The organism is Pedobacter xixiisoli (assembly GCF_900215335.1).
Classification (GTDB): Bacteria; Bacteroidota; Bacteroidia; order Sphingobacteriales; family Sphingobacteriaceae; genus Pedobacter; species Pedobacter xixiisoli.
Window position 1 is genome coordinate 49,959 of sequence record NZ_OCMT01000005.1, and the last position, 17,159, is coordinate 67,117.

Annotated in this window: 13 protein-coding genes; 3 read left to right on the plus strand and 10 right to left on the minus strand. The window is 35.7% G+C overall.

Annotation, left to right across the window (positions count from 1 at the left end):
- Positions 1-42 precede the first annotated feature (42 nt).
- Positions 43-969: a GDP-L-fucose synthase gene (gene fcl / locus CRO54_RS19840; RefSeq protein WP_097133857.1), complete on the minus strand. Its 927-nt coding sequence runs from the start codon at positions 967-969 to the stop codon at positions 43-45.
- A 221-nt stretch (positions 970-1,190) separates the two neighbouring features.
- Complete coding sequence (gene dxs / locus CRO54_RS19845) at positions 1,191-3,119, minus strand: 1-deoxy-D-xylulose-5-phosphate synthase (protein WP_097133858.1); 1,929 nt, start codon at positions 3,117-3,119, stop codon at positions 1,191-1,193.
- Between the two features lie 184 nt (positions 3,120-3,303).
- Here dxs and glyA point away from each other — a divergent pair, with 184 nt between their 5' ends.
- Both glyA and CRO54_RS19855 read left to right on the plus strand, forming a co-directional pair.
- Positions 3,304-4,575 carry a serine hydroxymethyltransferase gene (gene glyA / locus CRO54_RS19850; protein ID WP_097133859.1) on the plus strand — a complete coding sequence of 424 codons (1,272 nt, stop codon included), beginning with the start codon at positions 3,304-3,306 and terminating at the stop codon, positions 4,573-4,575.
- A gap of 27 nt (positions 4,576-4,602) precedes the next feature.
- Entirely contained in the window at positions 4,603-7,362 is a 2,760-nt protein-coding gene (locus CRO54_RS19855) for a PAS domain S-box protein (protein WP_097133860.1), read from the plus strand.
- A gap of 113 nt (positions 7,363-7,475) precedes the next feature.
- On the opposite strand, the gene CRO54_RS19860 is transcribed toward CRO54_RS19855, so the two are convergent.
- The 7 genes from CRO54_RS19860 to CRO54_RS19890 all read right to left on the minus strand — a co-directional run bounded on the left by CRO54_RS19860 (position 7,476) and on the right by CRO54_RS19890 (position 13,292).
- Positions 7,476-8,861, minus strand: coding sequence for a hypothetical protein (locus CRO54_RS19860; protein ID WP_097133861.1), 1,386 nt, complete (start codon positions 8,859-8,861; stop codon positions 7,476-7,478).
- 76 nt (positions 8,862-8,937) lie between these two features.
- Positions 8,938-9,636, minus strand: coding sequence for a ComF family protein (locus CRO54_RS19865; RefSeq protein WP_097133862.1), 699 nt, complete (start codon positions 9,634-9,636; stop codon positions 8,938-8,940).
- 208 nt (positions 9,637-9,844) lie between these two features.
- Positions 9,845-10,510, minus strand: coding sequence for a hypothetical protein (locus tag CRO54_RS19870; RefSeq protein ID WP_097133863.1), 666 nt, complete (start codon positions 10,508-10,510; stop codon positions 9,845-9,847).
- 5 nt (positions 10,511-10,515) lie between these two features.
- On the minus strand, positions 10,516-11,112 hold the full coding sequence (locus CRO54_RS19875; RefSeq protein ID WP_097133864.1) for an SH3 domain-containing protein: 597 nt from the start codon (positions 11,110-11,112) through the stop codon (positions 10,516-10,518).
- Positions 11,113-11,216: 104 nt separating this feature from the next.
- On the minus strand, positions 11,217-11,768 hold the full coding sequence (locus tag CRO54_RS19880; RefSeq protein ID WP_097133865.1) for an REP-associated tyrosine transposase: 552 nt from the start codon (positions 11,766-11,768) through the stop codon (positions 11,217-11,219).
- Positions 11,769-11,866: 98 nt separating this feature from the next.
- The gene (locus CRO54_RS19885) at positions 11,867-12,364 is read right to left on the minus strand and encodes a hypothetical protein (RefSeq protein ID WP_138765875.1); all 498 of its coding nucleotides are present in this window, start codon (positions 12,362-12,364) and stop codon (positions 11,867-11,869) included.
- Positions 12,365-12,701: 337 nt separating this feature from the next.
- Entirely contained in the window at positions 12,702-13,292 is a 591-nt protein-coding gene (locus CRO54_RS19890) for an REP-associated tyrosine transposase (RefSeq protein ID WP_097133867.1), read from the minus strand.
- Positions 13,293-14,055: 763 nt separating this feature from the next.
- On the opposite strand from CRO54_RS19890, the gene CRO54_RS19895 reads away from it, so the two are divergent.
- Positions 14,056-15,999: a PQQ-binding-like beta-propeller repeat protein gene (locus CRO54_RS19895; RefSeq protein WP_097133868.1), complete on the plus strand. Its 1,944-nt coding sequence runs from the start codon at positions 14,056-14,058 to the stop codon at positions 15,997-15,999.
- Between the two features lie 84 nt (positions 16,000-16,083).
- Here CRO54_RS19895 and rlmN read toward each other — a convergent pair whose 3' ends face one another.
- Positions 16,084-17,133, minus strand: a complete 1,050-nt coding sequence (gene rlmN, locus CRO54_RS19900; RefSeq protein ID WP_097133869.1) for a dual-specificity RNA methyltransferase RlmN — start codon at positions 17,131-17,133, stop codon at positions 16,084-16,086.
- Between the last annotated feature and the right edge of the window lie 26 nt (positions 17,134-17,159).

The window sequence follows — 17,159 nt, forward strand, 5'->3', positions numbered from 1 at the left end:
ATAAAAAGAAAAGTCCCGATTTGAATTCAAATCGGGACTTTTTTATTTCTTACTTAAGTAGTCTTGATAAGCTAATTTTAAGCCTTCTCTGAGCTCTATTTGATGTTTCCATCCTAGCTTGTGTAGTTTTGAGACATCCATTAATTTACGAGGTGTGCCATCTGGTTTGCTCGTATCAAATACCAATTCCCCTTCAAATCCCACTGTTTCTTTAACCGCTAAGGCTAGATCCTTGATAGTAAGGTCTTCTCCTGTACCTATGTTAATCAAAGTAGGCTCACTGTAATTTTCCATCAGGTAATAGCAGGCATCAGCTAAGTCATCAGCAAACAAAAACTCACGCATCGGTGAGCCTGTTCCCCAAATTACGACTTCCTTACTTCCATTATTTTTAGCCTCATCGAACTTTCTAATTAAAGCTGGTAATACGTGAGAATTTTCTGGGTGATAATTGTCGTTAAGCCCATATAAATTGGTTGGCATCACCGAAATGAAGTTACAGCCGTGTTGGTCTCTATAGGCATCGCACATCTTAATTCCTGCTATTTTAGCAATAGCGTAAGGCTCGTTGGTGGGTTCTAAAGTTCCAGTAAGTAGGTAATCTTCTTTGAGTGGCTGAGGTGCCATTTTAGGATAGATGCAGCTCGAACCTAAGAACATCAACTTTGTAACCCCATTTAAATAGGATTGATGAATAACGTTATTTTGGATAGCTAAATTCTCGTAAAGAAAGTCTGCTCTATAGGTGTTGTTTGCAACAATGCCGCCAACTTTTGCTGCTGCTAAGAAAACATAGTCTGGTTTTTCTTGAGCGAAAAAGTCAGCTACTGCCTGCTGGTTACGTAAATCTAATTCTTTAGAAGTTCTCGTGATGATATTTTGATAACCTTCTTTTTGAAGTTTGCGGTAAATGGCAGAGCCAACCATCCCTCGATGACCAGCTACGAAAATTTTAGAACTTTTTTCCAATTTTATAATTTTTCAATTAAGAATAATATAGTCTTCTAGTCATTTAGACCGAAGTGGAGAATTAAAAATCAACGAAGTTAAATCTCTAAACTTTCCCATTCCGATATTTTAGTATCGAATTTTTACTAATTTGATAGTTATTCATTTTTATCCGTTCGCTTTAAAGGTGAGTTCAAAGATTTCTCCGCTCGCTGCGCTGCGGTCGAAATGACGATTTCTTTCTAAGAAGCCATTATTTTAGTGGTTCTGCTTACTGCTATTTTTTTTGCTGCTTGGATAATTGCAGCAGTATCGTAACCACAAAGTGCCCACAATTCAGGTTGCTCGCCATGCTCTACAATCTCATCTGGTATACCCAATCTAGTAACATTACATTTATAACCATTATCAGCCATAAATTCTAATACTGCGCTACCCATTCCTCCTTGTAAACAACCATCTTCTACAGTGATTATGTTTTTGAAACGAGTAAACACATCGTGAAGTAGTTCTTCATCTAAAGGTTTAACGAAACGTAAATCGTAATGCGCAGGATTAATGCCATCGCTGTTTAGCTCCTTACAAGCTTCTACAGCAAAATTACCAACGTGACCAATAGTTAAGATTGCAACATCCTCACCATCGCATACTTTACGACCTTTCCCTACTTGTATTTCATTCAACGGACGTTTCCAATCTGGTAACATGCCATTTCCTCTTGGATAACGAATAGTGAAAGGACCTTTGTTTTCTAGCTGAGCGGTATACATCATGTTACGTAGCTCTTCTTCATTCATTGGAGAAGCTACTGTCATATTTGGAATGCAGCGCATAAAGGCTAAATCGTAAGCACCATGGTGTGTTGCGCCATCAGCGCCAGCTAAACCTGCTCTATCTAAACAAAATACTACATTCAAGTTTTGTATGGCCACATCGTGGATGACTTGATCATATGCCCTTTGCATAAAGCTAGAGTAGATGTTACAGAAAGGTACTAAACCTTGGGTAGCTAAACCGGCAGAAAAAGTTACTGCATGTTGTTCGGCGATACCCACGTCAAAAGCTCTTTCTGGCATTGCTTTCATCATGATATTTAGCGAGCAGCCAGATGGCATTGCAGGAGTAATGCCTACAATCTTACTATTTGCTTCCGCTAATTCCACCATCGTATGTCCAAAAACATCCTGGTATTTTGGAGGTTGCGGTTTATCAATTACAGGCTTTTTAATTTCGCCAGTAATTTTATCGAATAAGCCTGGTGCATGCCATTTGGTTTGGTCTTTTTCCGCTAATGCGAAACCTTTACCTTTAACCGTAACGCAATGCAACAGCTTAGGGCCAGGAATAGCAGACAGGTCTTTGATGATTGCCGCTAAACGTTTCACGTCATGACCATCTACGGGACCAAAATATCTAAAATTTAAAGCTTCGAAAAGGTTACTTTGCTTAAGTAAAGTGCCTTTGATACTTTTTTGGATTTTCTTTACGTATTTCTGTGCATTTGGACCAAGCTCAGAAAGTTTGGTCAGCACATTGAAAACATCATCCCTAAAACGGTTATAAGATTTAGAAGTGGTGATGCTGGTTAAATATTCTTTCAGTGCACCAACGTTCGGGTCAATCGACATACAATTGTCATTCAAAATCACCAAAACGTTAGATTTTTCAATGCCTGCATGGTTTAAACCTTCAAAGGCTAGACCTGCAGTCATTGCACCATCGCCAATTACGGCTACGTGTTGTCTATCTTTTTCGCCTTTGTAATGAGAGGCTACGGCCATACCCAAAGCTGCGGAAATGGAAGTAGAAGAGTGACCTACACCAAAAGTATCATATTCGCTTTCGCTAATTTTCGGAAAGCCGCTAATGCCGTTAATAATCCTATTGGTGTGAAATTGGTCTTTCCTTCCCGTTAAGATTTTGTGACCATAAGCTTGGTGGCCTACGTCCCAAATCAACTTATCATAAGGCGTATTGAGGGCGTAATGCAGTGCAACGGTAAGTTCTACCACACCTAAACTTGCGCCAAAATGCCCGCCATTAACGCTCACTACATCAATGATATATTGACGTAACTCCTGACAAATTTGCTCCAGTTCCTCCTCACTGTATTTCTTTAAATCTTCTGGGTAATTTATAGTAGATAATAAAGTTCCTGTCTTAACTTCCATGCAATGTTATAAAAGTACAAATTACGGTATTTTGTTTAATAAATTTATCAATAAAAGTTTCAAATCGATAGTATGCTTTAGCCAATGCTGATGAGAATGACTTAGTTATGCGCATTAGTTCATTGTATAACCTAAATTTTTGGTTATTTTTACCGAAACAAACACATATTTTCCAATTTCAAGAATGAACAGAGACACATTAGTTTTCGATTTAATTGACAAAGAACTAGACAGACAAGAACACGGATTAGAGCTTATTGCTTCTGAAAACTTCGTTAGCAAGCAAGTAATGGAAGCTGCAGGGTCGGTATTAACCAACAAATACGCGGAAGGTTTGCCAGGAAAGCGTTACTATGGAGGTTGCCAAGTGGTAGACGAAATAGAGAACATTGCTATCGATAGAGCAAAAAAACTTTTCGGTGCTGCATGGGTAAACGTGCAACCACACTCAGGTGCTCAAGCTAATGCTGCAGTAATGTTAGCGGTAATTCAACCTGGAGATAAAATTTTAGGTTTCGATTTGTCTCATGGAGGTCACTTAACTCATGGTTCTCCCGTTAATTTCTCTGGAAAATTATATCAGCCTTTGTTCTATGGAGTTAAAAAGGAAGATGGTAAAATAGACTATGCAAAATTGGAAGAAGTAGCCTTAGCTGAAAAACCAAAATTGATTATCTGCGGTGCTTCTGCTTACTCAAGGGAGTGGGATTACGCTTTTATCCGTAAAGTAGCAGATCAAATCGGTGCTTTGGTGTTGGCAGATATTTCTCATCCAGCAGGTTTTATCGCTAAAGGATTATTAGACAATCCACTTCCTCATTGCCATATTGTAACTACAACTACGCACAAAACCTTAAGAGGGCCTCGTGGTGGTATGATTATGATGGGTAAAGATTTTGAAAATCCATGGGGTTTAAAAACACCAAAAGGCGAAACTAGAATGATGTCTAATTTATTAGATATGGCTGTTTTTCCTGGTACGCAAGGTGGTCCATTAGAACACATTATTGCAGCTAAAGCAATTGCATTTGGCGAGGCTTTAACAGATGAGTATGGTGATTATATCAAACAAGTTGGCGTAAATGCACAAGCAATGGCTAAGGCATTTGTAGCTAAAGGATATGGAATTATCTCTGGAGGTACAGACAACCACTTGATGTTAATCGATTTGAGAAACAAAAATATCACTGGTAAGTTAGCTGAAGAAGCTTTGGGTAAAGCCGATATCACAGTGAATAAAAATATGGTGCCTTTTGACGATAAATCTCCATTTGTAACCTCAGGTTTTAGAGTAGGTACTGCTGCTATTACTTCTAGAGGTTTTAAAGAAGAGCAAATGGCTGATATTGTTGAACTTATCGATGAGGCTTTGACTAATTCAGGAGATGAACAAGTATTAAGTGCTGTAAAAACTAAAGTTCAAGCCTTAGTAAGTCGTTTTCCTCTGTATAAATAGCTATATTAGGTAGTTATTTGTACAAATATGCTCAATATCCCTTCTCCATATTATCAAATGGAAGAGCAGCGGTTAGCTGCACTTTACTCATATGATGTTCTTGGAGAAGGGCTTGAGAGCGAGCTCGACAACTTAGTTAAGCTTGCTGCTCAGATTGCATCCACTAAAAAAGCTTATATCAGCTTTGTGGATCAAGACCATGTGGTCTTTAAGGCCACTTATGGTCTATTAACTCAAGAAAGAATTTTTACTAGAGAAGGGAGTGTTTGCCAATATGCAATGCATGGCGATATCTATATCATCCCAGATATTAGAATAAGCAAAGATTTTGAGGGTAGTCCGCTGTTATACTCTCAAGATAATTTGGTGTTTTATGGAAGTATTCCATTAGTTGATACAGATGGTTTTCCTTTGGGCTGTTTGTGTGTAGTTGATGATTGCGAGGGAAATCTATCTTCTCTACAAATTGAGGCACTACAAACTCTTTCCCTACAAATTGTTGCACAACTCTCCTTGAGAAGGAAAAACCTTCAGTTAATAGCACAAACTAAACGTTCTGAAGAGTTTATCAATGTTTTTGAAGCTTCTCCAGAAATACACTGTATTTTGACTAGAGATGGCGATATCCTGTTTACCAATCAGGCGGCTAATAAATTGTTGGGCTATAGCATGGAAGAAATTCTGGGAAAAAGCATGTGGAGCTTTTGTTATAGAGATGATATCATTAAAATTACGAAGCACATAGAGCAAGGCTTGATAAGAGGCGAAAAGCAATTCTTTTTAGATTTTAGAGTTGTTGATAAAGCTAAGAGGGTGAAATGGTTGAGTTGGAGCATGGTAGCTAAAGAAGATAGGTGGTATAGTTATGGAAGGGATATCACAGAGAAAAAGCGCTTAGATGTAGAGCTAACTCATTTGTCTTTTGTAGCCAGCAAAGTAAATAATGGCGTAGTAATTAGTGATGATTATAATCGTGTAAGTTGGGCAAATGACGCCTTTACAGAGATTACTGGCTTCACTTTAGAAGATATACAGGGTAAGCCATTAGGAGATTTGATCAGAGGTCCGGAAACGGATTGGTCGGTTGTTGAAGAGGCTAGAAAGCTAACTAGTGAAAAGAAATCATTTACGGTAGATATTCTTGCCTATAGAAAAGATAAGACCAAAATATGGCTATCGATTTACAGTAGTATCATTTTGAGTGCTGATGGTGAAGTGGAAACGGAAATAGAAATTATCCTTGATATTACTGATAAGAAGAAGGCAGAGCAGGAATTGGCAGTATTGTCTACGGTGGCGAGTAAAACCAATACAGGTGTCAGTATTTGTAACCAAGATGGAGAAATCACTTGGATAAATGAAGCATTAGAAAAATTGATAGGATATTCTTCTGCTGAGCTTTCAGGAAAAATGTTGGGTGATGTGCTTTCCACTGATCAAACAGATCGACAGGTGATATTGAAAGCAAGAACCGCTTCAGAGCACAAGCAATCGTTCTCTATTGAAGTATTGGCACAGAAAAAAAATGGCACTTCTATTTGGTTGGCAGTGTCTAATACGCCTATAGTTAACAGTAGCGGCAAGGTAGAACGGTATATAGAGCTAATTACTGATATTACCGAACGTAAGCAAGTAGAGCGAGATATTTTGGAAGCAAAAGAACAAGCTTTGCAGTTAAGTGAAGCTAAAGAAATGTTCTTGTCGGTGATGAGCCATGAAATACGCACGCCGCTAAATGCCATTATCGGGATGACTCATTTACTAATTGAAAATGACCCTAAGCCTTCTCAAACTGACGATCTTAATATTCTAAAGTTTTCTGGCGAGAACTTGTTGAGTATCATCAATGATGTACTTGATTTTACTAAGATAGAAACGGGTAATCTCCATTTGGAATTTTTGCCCGTTAATCTTCAGCTTTTGTGTGCAGATATCATTAGTTCACTGCAAATTAACGCAACCAAACAGCAAAATGATTTAAATCTACAATTTGATGGACAAATCCCTTCTTTGGTGTCGGCAGATAAAACAAGACTTTACCAAATACTAATGAATTTGTTGGGTAATGCCATTAAGTTTACAACTAAAGGACGGGTAGATTTAATCGTGAAGGCTCAACAAGAACATACAGAGAAAATTGATATCTATTTCGAAGTTAAAGATAATGGAATTGGTATTCCTTCAGATAAGAAAGACTATATTTTTGAGACTTTTACGCAGGCTCGAGCAGATATTTCCCGTAAATACGGTGGAACGGGCTTAGGTTTGGCAATCACTAAAAAACTGCTCAAATTGTATCAGTCCGAAATTAAAGTAGACAGCTTAGAAGGAAAAGGGACGTCATTTTCATTTGTAATTAGCTTTGATAAAATATCACAAGTAGAAACTCAGAAAGCATTTAAACCAGTAGTTTTTGAAGGAAAACGAGTTTTAGTTGTTGATGATAATGAAATTAATATTCTTATTGCTAAGCGTATTCTAATGAAATGGGGATTGAGTATTGATTTTGCCGCAGATGGTTATAAGGCAATTGCGTGTATTACCAAAAATAAGTACGATCTAGTTTTTATGGATATCAAAATGCCTGGTATTACCGGATTTGAAACTACAACTATCATCAGAGGGATGGAAGAGGAGCACTATAAAAACCTACCTATTGTAGCACTTACTGCCTCAACTTTGCACGACGAGGAAAGTAAATTTAAGGAAAGTGGTATGAACGGACATGTGCTGAAACCTTTCAGCCCGACTGAGATTAAAAAGGTGTTATCTGAATTTCTGATATAAAGTAAAGGGCCGATATTCCCTGAGGAAGTATCGACCCTTACCATCTAAATTAACGCTCTCGATATAATAAACGAGAAGCATGATTAAAAAGTTTTTAAAAGATTGAAGTTTTTTTAGTTATTCTCATAACATCCTAATTCAGAAGGAAATAATCTTTGCTTTTCTAGGATGTCCTTCGATAAATAGATGGTGAAATACGGATGAGAACTGAGATTTAATCCCTTGTTTTTAGCAGGGCTAGTATCGCTAATTTTGAAGTTTCCTTGTCGTGGATTGATAAAAAGAGGGTCAATATTAATTATATTATCATTTCCGTTAAACTCAGTTTTAGTTGTTTTAATTAGGTTGTTCCTAAGGTTAACCACCGAAACTGCAGTAGATTTTTTCTCAATGGTAAGCTCATCTTCTAAACTGCCCCAAATAATATTGTTGGTTAACGTTGCATTTAGAGATGCAAACTCCGTAGCGCTAATAAAATCTGACAGATGAACTCCTGATGTTCTGCGAGCAAAGCTATAATTGTAAGCTCCAAAAGTGTTCTGAGCTAAATCATAAGTGCCCCCGCCAATACCGTAAACTAAGTATTGCCCGCAATTATGGAAAAGGTTGTTGTAGGCAACTAAATTGGTGTGATAGCCCAAAAGCCCAACCACTTGCATGTTTTTTACCATCGTGTTAGCCAATATAAGCTTAGGATTGCTGTTGGAAGAAAGCGAATCAACTGTGATTCCTGCAATGCCATTTTTAATGGTAGCGTGATTAATCACAGAATTTTTGCTACTGCCATAAAAATGGATGCCATTCCATTGTCCTGGTTCTTCTTCATAGATGCGCTCGGTTCTGTCACTGGCAAATAAAATGGAATCTTGTTTAGTTCCTACAGCAGTTAAAGTGCCTTTTACATTCATTGTGGAACCGTTATGAAACAAAACTTTGGTTCCAGCAGCAATAGTTAATGTGGCATTTTCCTCTACGGTTAGCAAATTAGAAATGATATAGGGCAATTTACTATCCCATACGGTATTGTTTTTAATAGACTCATTCTTAAGAAAGATGGCATTTTGACCGTAAGCTACTAAAGGTATTTTTTCTTGTTTGCCATTGAAAGACATCAAGATCGCATCTTCTACAATAAAGGTTTGGGTTTGTAAGGTAGGGTCGATGGTTACTTTTACCAAAACATTGATAGAATCATTTCCATTAATTTTTACGTTTTTTCCTTCTGCCATCTGCCTCCCATTAACGTTGATGATAAATGGAGAGTTTGTACCGCCCCCAATTTTAATCTCATCTAGATTAATGGCTTTATCATTATAATTGAAGATTTTAAATCGACGTACCGTAGAGCCTACAGAGGTAAAAACGGTGTCAAATAAAACACTATCAGTAGAAAAACTCAGCTTTGCATTGGGGTCAAAAGCAATATCCTCATCTTTATTACAAGCTGCAAAGGAGAAGGTAAGTATGGTAAGTAATATAAGTAGAGTTACATTTTTCATCTGTTTTTTTATAAATTTTTATTTGTCAGATGGAGCTTACAAAGATTGAAAATCAATTTAAATCTTTGACGGTTCATTATTCTGCAAATGCTATAGCAGCGATGCTCAGTTTCTTAATTCCATGGTTTAGCAAAACGTTTCCGCAGGCTTCTAGCGTAGCTCCAGTAGTAATTACGTCATCAACTAAAAGGATGTGTTTATCTAATAAATCATACGCATTTTTAACGTTAAAAACATCCTGCATATTTTCATAGCGGGTATATCTTGCTTTTTTGGTCTGGCTTTCGGTAGATTTATTTCGTAGTAAATGTTTTGTGCTTACCGATATTTCTAGTTCTTCTGCCAAACCTTTTGCAATATACTCACTTTGATTGTAACCTCTTAGTCTCAATTTTTTTTGATGTAACGGAACGGGAATAACGATATCAATATCTGCGTAAGCATCACTTTTGGATAGTTTATTGGCTAAAAGCTTACCTAGGGTAATGCCGATATCGGTTTTACCAGCATATTTTAAGCCATGAATAAGGTTTTGCACTTTGGTTCCTTTCTTGAAATATAGCATCGCCATAGCGGCGTTTACTGGCAATCGGCCCCAAAGTTGTTTCGCCACTAGGTTATCTTCGTACAAATGAAAATCGGTAAAAGGCAAATCGTACAGACACTTGGTACAAATGTCTTTCTCTCCATGATAGAGCAACTTTCCACAGCCATTACATAGCTCGGGGAAAAGCAGATTAATTAAATCTTCGGTATAACGTTTCAAGGCAAACATTATACAATTTACTAAATATTAGTTGATTAGAAAATTTTAAGCTTTTTCTTTAACTGCGAGTATTAGTGCTCAGTTTTAATGTAGAAGATTTATAATCTTATTTAGTTCGGATCACAGATTCTTTGATAGTTCTTCGGGATTATAAATCTCGAAGAGCAGATGTCGTGCACCAACTATGGGCAAAGTATATCCGGTATATAAATTTGTATTATTCTAATTCCGATTTCTTTATCCAGCCAGTGATTGTCTTTTTTCCATTATAGACAAATTTTAACCAGGTTAGATTTTCTCCAATGATTTTAATTTTATTCCCTTTAATTAAATACATTTTGGTTGCAATATTTGGCTTTTCATATATAATTGCCCTAGATGACCTTACTGTCTCGTATGAATATATAAAATCATCAATGTTGATTTTTTTATTTTTCACTTTAATTCGCAGGTCAGCTATTATCTTAGGGGATAAAGTATATAACTTTTCATAAAAAAATGCATTTTGATTGTATAGATTTAAACTTCTATCACCTAATTCATATTCATATCCCAAAACGCCACCATTCTTAAAATTCAATCCGAATTTGTCATTTAAACTTCCTGTATTATTCAGTTTAATTGATATAAGGTTATCTGTGTCTACGTTAGGAGATAAAAAACCATATGAGCCATGTCTAGTTAAAGAATTATCAACTTTATTAGATTCATCAACGTAAAAAAAGAGGAAATGTCCATTATAAAATGAATGATAACTCTTGTCGTTATTTATATCTATAAAAATTCCGTTAAAATCCTTGATAGAATTATTTTGTATTTCTTGAGTTCTACCTTTAAAACTAATTAAGCTTAAAACTATAGCTGCATATATATTTATATTCATGTTGTTTATTTGCCTATATCATCTATTCTCAACCAACCTTCTATTGTAGCTTTACCATAGTAACGAATTTTTACCCACTGGCCATCTTGGCTAAGTATCTCTACCTTGTCGCCTTTTATCAGATACATTTTTGTAGGCTGTGTTGCTGCTGGATTTTTAAAGATGGAGGCTTTAGGAACAGCAATGGTTTTTTCTACGGTTCCCATAAAATCTAGATAGATTTTCCAGTCTTTTGGTTTCTTCTTTAGACTTTTCAGTATTGTAGGGGGTATTTGTTTGATTTTTTCATATACATTTGGTGTACCATTAATTGCATAGAGTCTTAATAAATCAGGATCAGGAATAGTGGAGTCGTCATCTTCATTTAATGTAACAAAGCAGTCTCTTGTTGTTTCTAATAAGTCATCATTTTGATTTTTTTTAGTATAAAAATAAATACGACTACCACTTTTTTCAAGTTGAGAGACATGTTTTAGTTCTTCATCTCCATGTTTTTCATAATCCCAAAAGCCGAAATAGGAAAAGGAGTCTTTGTCGCAATGGCTTTCTTTTTTGTTTGTATACGTTTTGATTTCTAGCGCTTTGTTTTGACGGATTATCATATGGATGATAATATTTTCATATTCAAATTCCCCTCTGGTTTAAGTCTTCCGCAGGGCGACTTAAATCTCTTTGTAAACCAAGGTCTCCAGACCGGAATGCAGCACTACATAAACGATACCGGTACAAGCCCACTTTTTTCTTCGTAATAGTCTGTTGCGCTACTGTATTTGTAATATTGTGCCTCGGTAACCAAGCCACTTTCTACGGGGTTCTCGTGCAGATAATTTAGCCGTTGTTCTATCATTTTATTTGTATTTAATTCTACTGGGTGGTTGTCCTGTTGCCAAAATTGGTAAATCTTGTTATTGCTGTTCTGCAACCCAGCACGTTTAAAGAGCCATAACATCCAATCTTTCCTACTCTCTTGTTGGTTGCTTTCAATACTTGAAATAATCATTTTACTTGTATATTTCTTTAAATCCCTAATAATGTTGACCAGTTCAAAGCCTTCCCTAGCAGAAGCAATGAGATGCACATGGTTGCTCATAATAACCCAGGCATGCAGATTTAACCCCTTTTCTTTAATGCAGAATTTTAAACTGTCAACCACCAACTCCTTATAGCGTTCCCTAGTAAATACATCTATCCAGTTTACCACCGCAAATGTTATAAAATGCGGCAAACGGTTGTCTCCAAACTTGTATTTTGTTGCCATATTTTTATTTCTGCTACTATTTCCAGACTAAGTCTTCGGTTCTCATTTTAGGTTTAAGTGAACGCTGAAAAAGCGAACACTTAAACCAGAGGGGTAAATCATTTAATATTTTGTAGTTCATCAAACATCTTCAAAGTTCTCTTGAGCAACTCGTTTTTTGGGTTGGCATGGTTTTCTCTAATACGCTGTATAATTCTATTACTGATTTCATTTTGGGGAGTGTTCTCTAAAGAATAGCCTCTAAATTCCTTAAAACCGTATCTTAACCATTGGTTGAAACGGTATAATGCGCTTTTATTTTTTAGAATATCATCAAAAGGTTTTTCTTCTTTGTAAAGGATCAAATAGGAGATGCAAGCATCATCCACATCCTCTGGATATTCTATTCTCTTTAAGAAAAGCTCTACGTAGTCTTTAAATGAGGTCTTAAGACTTGGCATGTTTTTCTTTAAGCTAATAATAAATTGATAAGCTGCTGGGTAGAGTTTTTGGTACTTTAAAATCATTAAAGAATCAAATAGTATTTGTGCCTGGTTATAATTAAAATAGAAATTGTACTTATCTAAACGAGAGTCAAAGGATTGTTGTAAATTCATTTTAAAATATTTTCTACTAATTGTATCAGTTTCTAGCATTGGCATTATTTCCTCTGTGCAGAAGGATAGATCGCACAAACTAAGCTGGAAATTATTGTGTTTTAAATAATTTGCAACTCCTTTAGTATTATTTTCCTGCGCTATACAGCTACTTATGCTTATTATAAAAATTAAGCTTAGACTAATTATTGATTTCATTTTCTTCCGAAATTATTACTGTTTTTTTTACTTTTTTACTTTTTTACTTTTATATTTTGATTTTATCTCCAATTCAAGGTTATTAACGTAATCTGCAATTTCCCCCCTCTGGTTTAAGTGTTCCAAAGGTCACTTAAACCTATTTAGAAAACCAAGGTCTCCAGACCGGAATGCAGCACTGCATAAACGATACCGGTACAAGCCCACTTTTTTCTTCGTAATAGTCTGTTGCGCTACTGTATTTGTAATACTGTGCCTCGGTAACCAAGCCACTTTCTACGGGGTTCTCATGCAGATAATTTAGCCGTTGTTCTATCATTTTATTTGTACTTAATTCTACAGGGTGGTTGTCCTGTTGCCAAAATTGGTAAATCTTGTTATTGCTGTTCTGCAACCCAGCACGTTTAAAGAGCCATAACATCCAATCTCGCCTACTCTCTTGTTGGTTGCTTTCAATACTTGAAATAATCATTTTACTTGTATATTTCTTTAAATCCCTAATAATGTTGACCAGTTCAAAGCTTTCCCTAGCAGAAGCAATGAGATGCACATGGTTGCTCATAATAACCCAGGCATGCAGATTTAACCCCTTTTCTTTAATGCAGAATTTTAAACTGTCAACCACCAACTCCTTATAGCGTTCCCTAGTAAATACATCTATCCAGTTTACCACCGCAAATGTTATAAAATGCGGCAAACGGTTGTCTCCAAACTTGTATTTTGTCGCCATATTTTTATTTCTGCTACTATTTCCAGACTAAGTCTTCGGTTCTCATTTTAGGTTTAAGTGGCCGCTGAAAAAGCGAACACTTAAACTAGGGGGGTGATTTAGCTGTTGAGTAGAACTAAGAAAACAAAGTGATTAGCACAAATAAATGATACGCAAAAACTACAGACTAGCGCTTTCGTTATACATAATTATTTGGAGAGGCTAAAGTCTGATGATTTAGATGTCCTTTTGAAGGCTTAATAAGTAGAGTTTTACACGGTAAAACGACTATTAACTTTAAAAATGTTAAAGTTAATTGAGATGATGATGTTGGCATAAGTTTTATTCATAGGTAAGACAAGTAAACTTAAGTATGTAAGAGCTAAAATGAAAGAAAAATGATACTCCTAATTGTACTGATTTTTCAGGGGTAAATAAAAGGCAAATACCTTTTGTTTCTACAACCGCATCGCTGAAGGAATAGCAGATTGATTAAATTTTTGGTATAATTTTTTGAGGTAAACGTTGTGTAATTTACTAATTATTAGTTGATTAGAAAGTTTTTTGGCTTTTTCCTTAACAGCTATTTGCCTACAAGCCAATGTTCTGCATTTGTAAAGCATAGGGTCATTTTGATAGGGCTTCGGGATTGTAAAGCCTGAAAAGCGAGCGGATTGCAGACAGAATAGTAAAATATAATCATCACACAATCTTTCTTACATCCTCTGGTGGTAAAATCATAAAATCTGATAAAAAATCATTCCTTTTGTGAAAAACCAGCTCTATGAAAAAAATCTTAACCATAGCCTTAATTACGGCTTCTGCTAACATTTATGCTCAGCAATACCAAAGTATCAAGCTAAATGAAAAAATACAAACACTTCATTTAGAAAGCTACACCGGAAATATCCTAACAAAGGATAAAAACACAATTTATGGCATAAGTCAATCAGAAAACAAAATCATCTGGAAAATTAATAAGCAAGAATTGGCTGATCAGTCTACACTAGAGTCTTTTAGTAAAAGTTTAGCCTCATTATCTTCTGCAGAGTTCTTAAAACAGTCTACAGGAGATGAAGATATCGAAGTTATTGCCAACTCTCCTTTTGCTAAAGTTGTTTTTGATAATAATGAGGTTATTATTAATACTGTAGATGGAAATGTTCTCTACAATGCCGCAAAAATGAACAATAAAATATTGAGCAACCTGCTGATTCCTGATGAAAATTCGATGCTTCTTTTGATAACTAAAGATAAAAATATCTATTTTCAAAAATACAATCTCAAAACTAAGAGCATTGATTGGGAGAGCAAATTGGCATCAGTTGAAAGTTATGGTTTAAAGCTTAAAAATGCTTACAAGAGTCTGTTTGGTGATGGAAAACAAGCCTCAGTAAATGAGAATAAAGTGACTGTAAAAGATGAATATATTTACACAATCGTAAATTCTTCACTTTATCAATTAGATAGAAAAACGGGTAATATCAATTGGGGCTATGCAGATCCTATTTCCGATTTTTTTGTAAGCAATAATGGTGAAAAGGTTGCGATTATTACTAATTCTGGAGGTTTATTGTCATCTAAACAAAACCTTAATCTATTAGATAAAAAAACGGGGAATAAACTTTGGAAAGAAAATATCACCACTAAGTATTTTACTTATTTAGAAGATTACGTAGATAAGATTTTAGTTGCGCATGCTTCAGGATTCAACTTCTATGGATATAACGATGGTAACAAGGTTTGGAAAAAAGATGCAAAAGGAGATGCCATAAAGAAGGTGATTCCGATTGATCAGGATTACCTTTACATTGCAGATAGAGAAATGAATTTAATAGATAAAGATGGTAAAAACAAGTGGAAGAAATTTGTTGAAATTGCAGATAAAGATGATGACCAAGTGCTTTATCTAGGCAAGGTTGAAAATAATAGGGTTTTCTATCTTACAGATGTTTTTGGAAACATGGTGGATTATAGTACAGGTGTGAAAATTTGGAAAAGGAATGTAGAGTTTGATCCAAAAAGACCTCTTGTTTATTCTTTTGATGGCACTAAGTTTCTGGTTTACAACAATAAAAGGATCTATACCTTTAATCCAAATACTAAAGATGATCCTAAGCCAAAAGGTAAAGTGGATGTAGAGAATGATAAAACTATTTCTAGCATTGAGGCTTTCGATTGGGGAATTTGCATAGTTGGGCAAAATGACGTGATTGGATTAGACAATGATGGAAATACGATTTACCAAAAAACTTATAAAGAGCCAGGAGAAGCTAGTAGAAGATTGTTGAAAACAGGTTCTATAATAGGAAAAGGTTACTTTGGAACGGCGGCAAGTCTGCATTCCGCAATTGCCAATGCACAAGTTGTCGTAAAATATAGAGATGCTAATGGAAATCTGGTTGAAGAGACATCTGATTTATTAGATAAGCAAACCAAAGATAGATTAAATAAGAAGGCAGATAATCAAGCTGCAGTTGCATCATTTATCGATGATGCTGTATTGTCGCAGGTTAAGAATCGCTTTAACGGTTTGAAACAAAACAGAGATTTTGCTTTTATTTTGGCCCGAGGAGAAAATGGCGCTGAACTTATAAAAGTTAATAAAAGAGATGGGAAGGAATTGCAAAAAATAACTTTAGGTTCTAATAAGCCTTTATATGAAATTGATCCCGTTACTGGAGGTATATTTTATGCTTCTGAAAATGAAATAAGAGTTTATAGATAAGGATAAATTAGAAGAATGGTTTAGGGATTATCAATCTAAATCATTCTTCTAATTATTAATTACCATATTCGTCTATTGAGGGGTTTAAGCTTTTTCCTTTACCGCCAGCTGTCCGCAAGCGGCATCAATATCTTTACCTCGGCTTCTTCTAATATTAGTAGTGATGCCCTGTTTCTTTAAGTAATTTGCGAAAGCATCTATTTTATCGCCTTCGGCATTAACGAAATCTGCAAATTGAATAGGGTTGTATTCAATTAAATTTACTTTACAAGGTACATGCTTACAGAATTTAGCTAACTCCATCGCATCCTGTATCTCATCGTTAAAGTTGTTGAAGACGATATATTCGTAAGTAACTGGATTTTTCGTTTTTTGGAAATAGTATTTTAAAGCTTCGGCCAATGCCTTCAAGGAGTTATGCTCTGTGATTGGCATAATCTCGTGGCGTTTTTGGTCGTTAGCGGCATGAAGCGAAAGAGCTAAATTGAATTTCACACCGTCGTCACCCAGTTTCTTGATCATCTTGGCTATACCTGCAGTAGAAACAGTGATACGTTTGTAGGACATATTCAACCCATCTGGAGCAGTAATGCGTTCGATAGATTTTAACACATTGGCATAATTCAGCAATGGCTCGCCCATGCCCATATACACAATGTTGGTTAACGGGATATTGTAATTTTGCTTTGCCTGCTTGTCAATCAAAACCACTTGGTCATAAATTTCATCTGCATTTAAATTACGTACTCTGTCCATATAGCCAGTTGCACAAAATTTGCAGGTTAAACTACAGCCTACTTGCGAGCTTACGCAAGCAGTCATTCTTTCTTCTGTCGGAATTAAAACACCCTCAACGATATTACCATCATGTAACTTAAAAGCATTTTTGATGGTATGGTCGTTGCTGAATTGTGCATTACTAATTTCAACAGTATTGATGGTGTAGCCTTCGTTCAATTTCTTGCGTAAATCTTTAGAGAGATTGCTCATCTCATCGAAATTACGAGCAGATTTTTCCCAAAGCCATTGATAGACTTGTTTGGCCCTAAATGCAGGTTCACCCATGTCTTTAAAATGTTGGGCTAATTGTTCTGGACTTAATGACCTAATGTCTATCTTTTTTGTACTTTGCATTGGGCTACAAAGTTACTTAAAAAGAT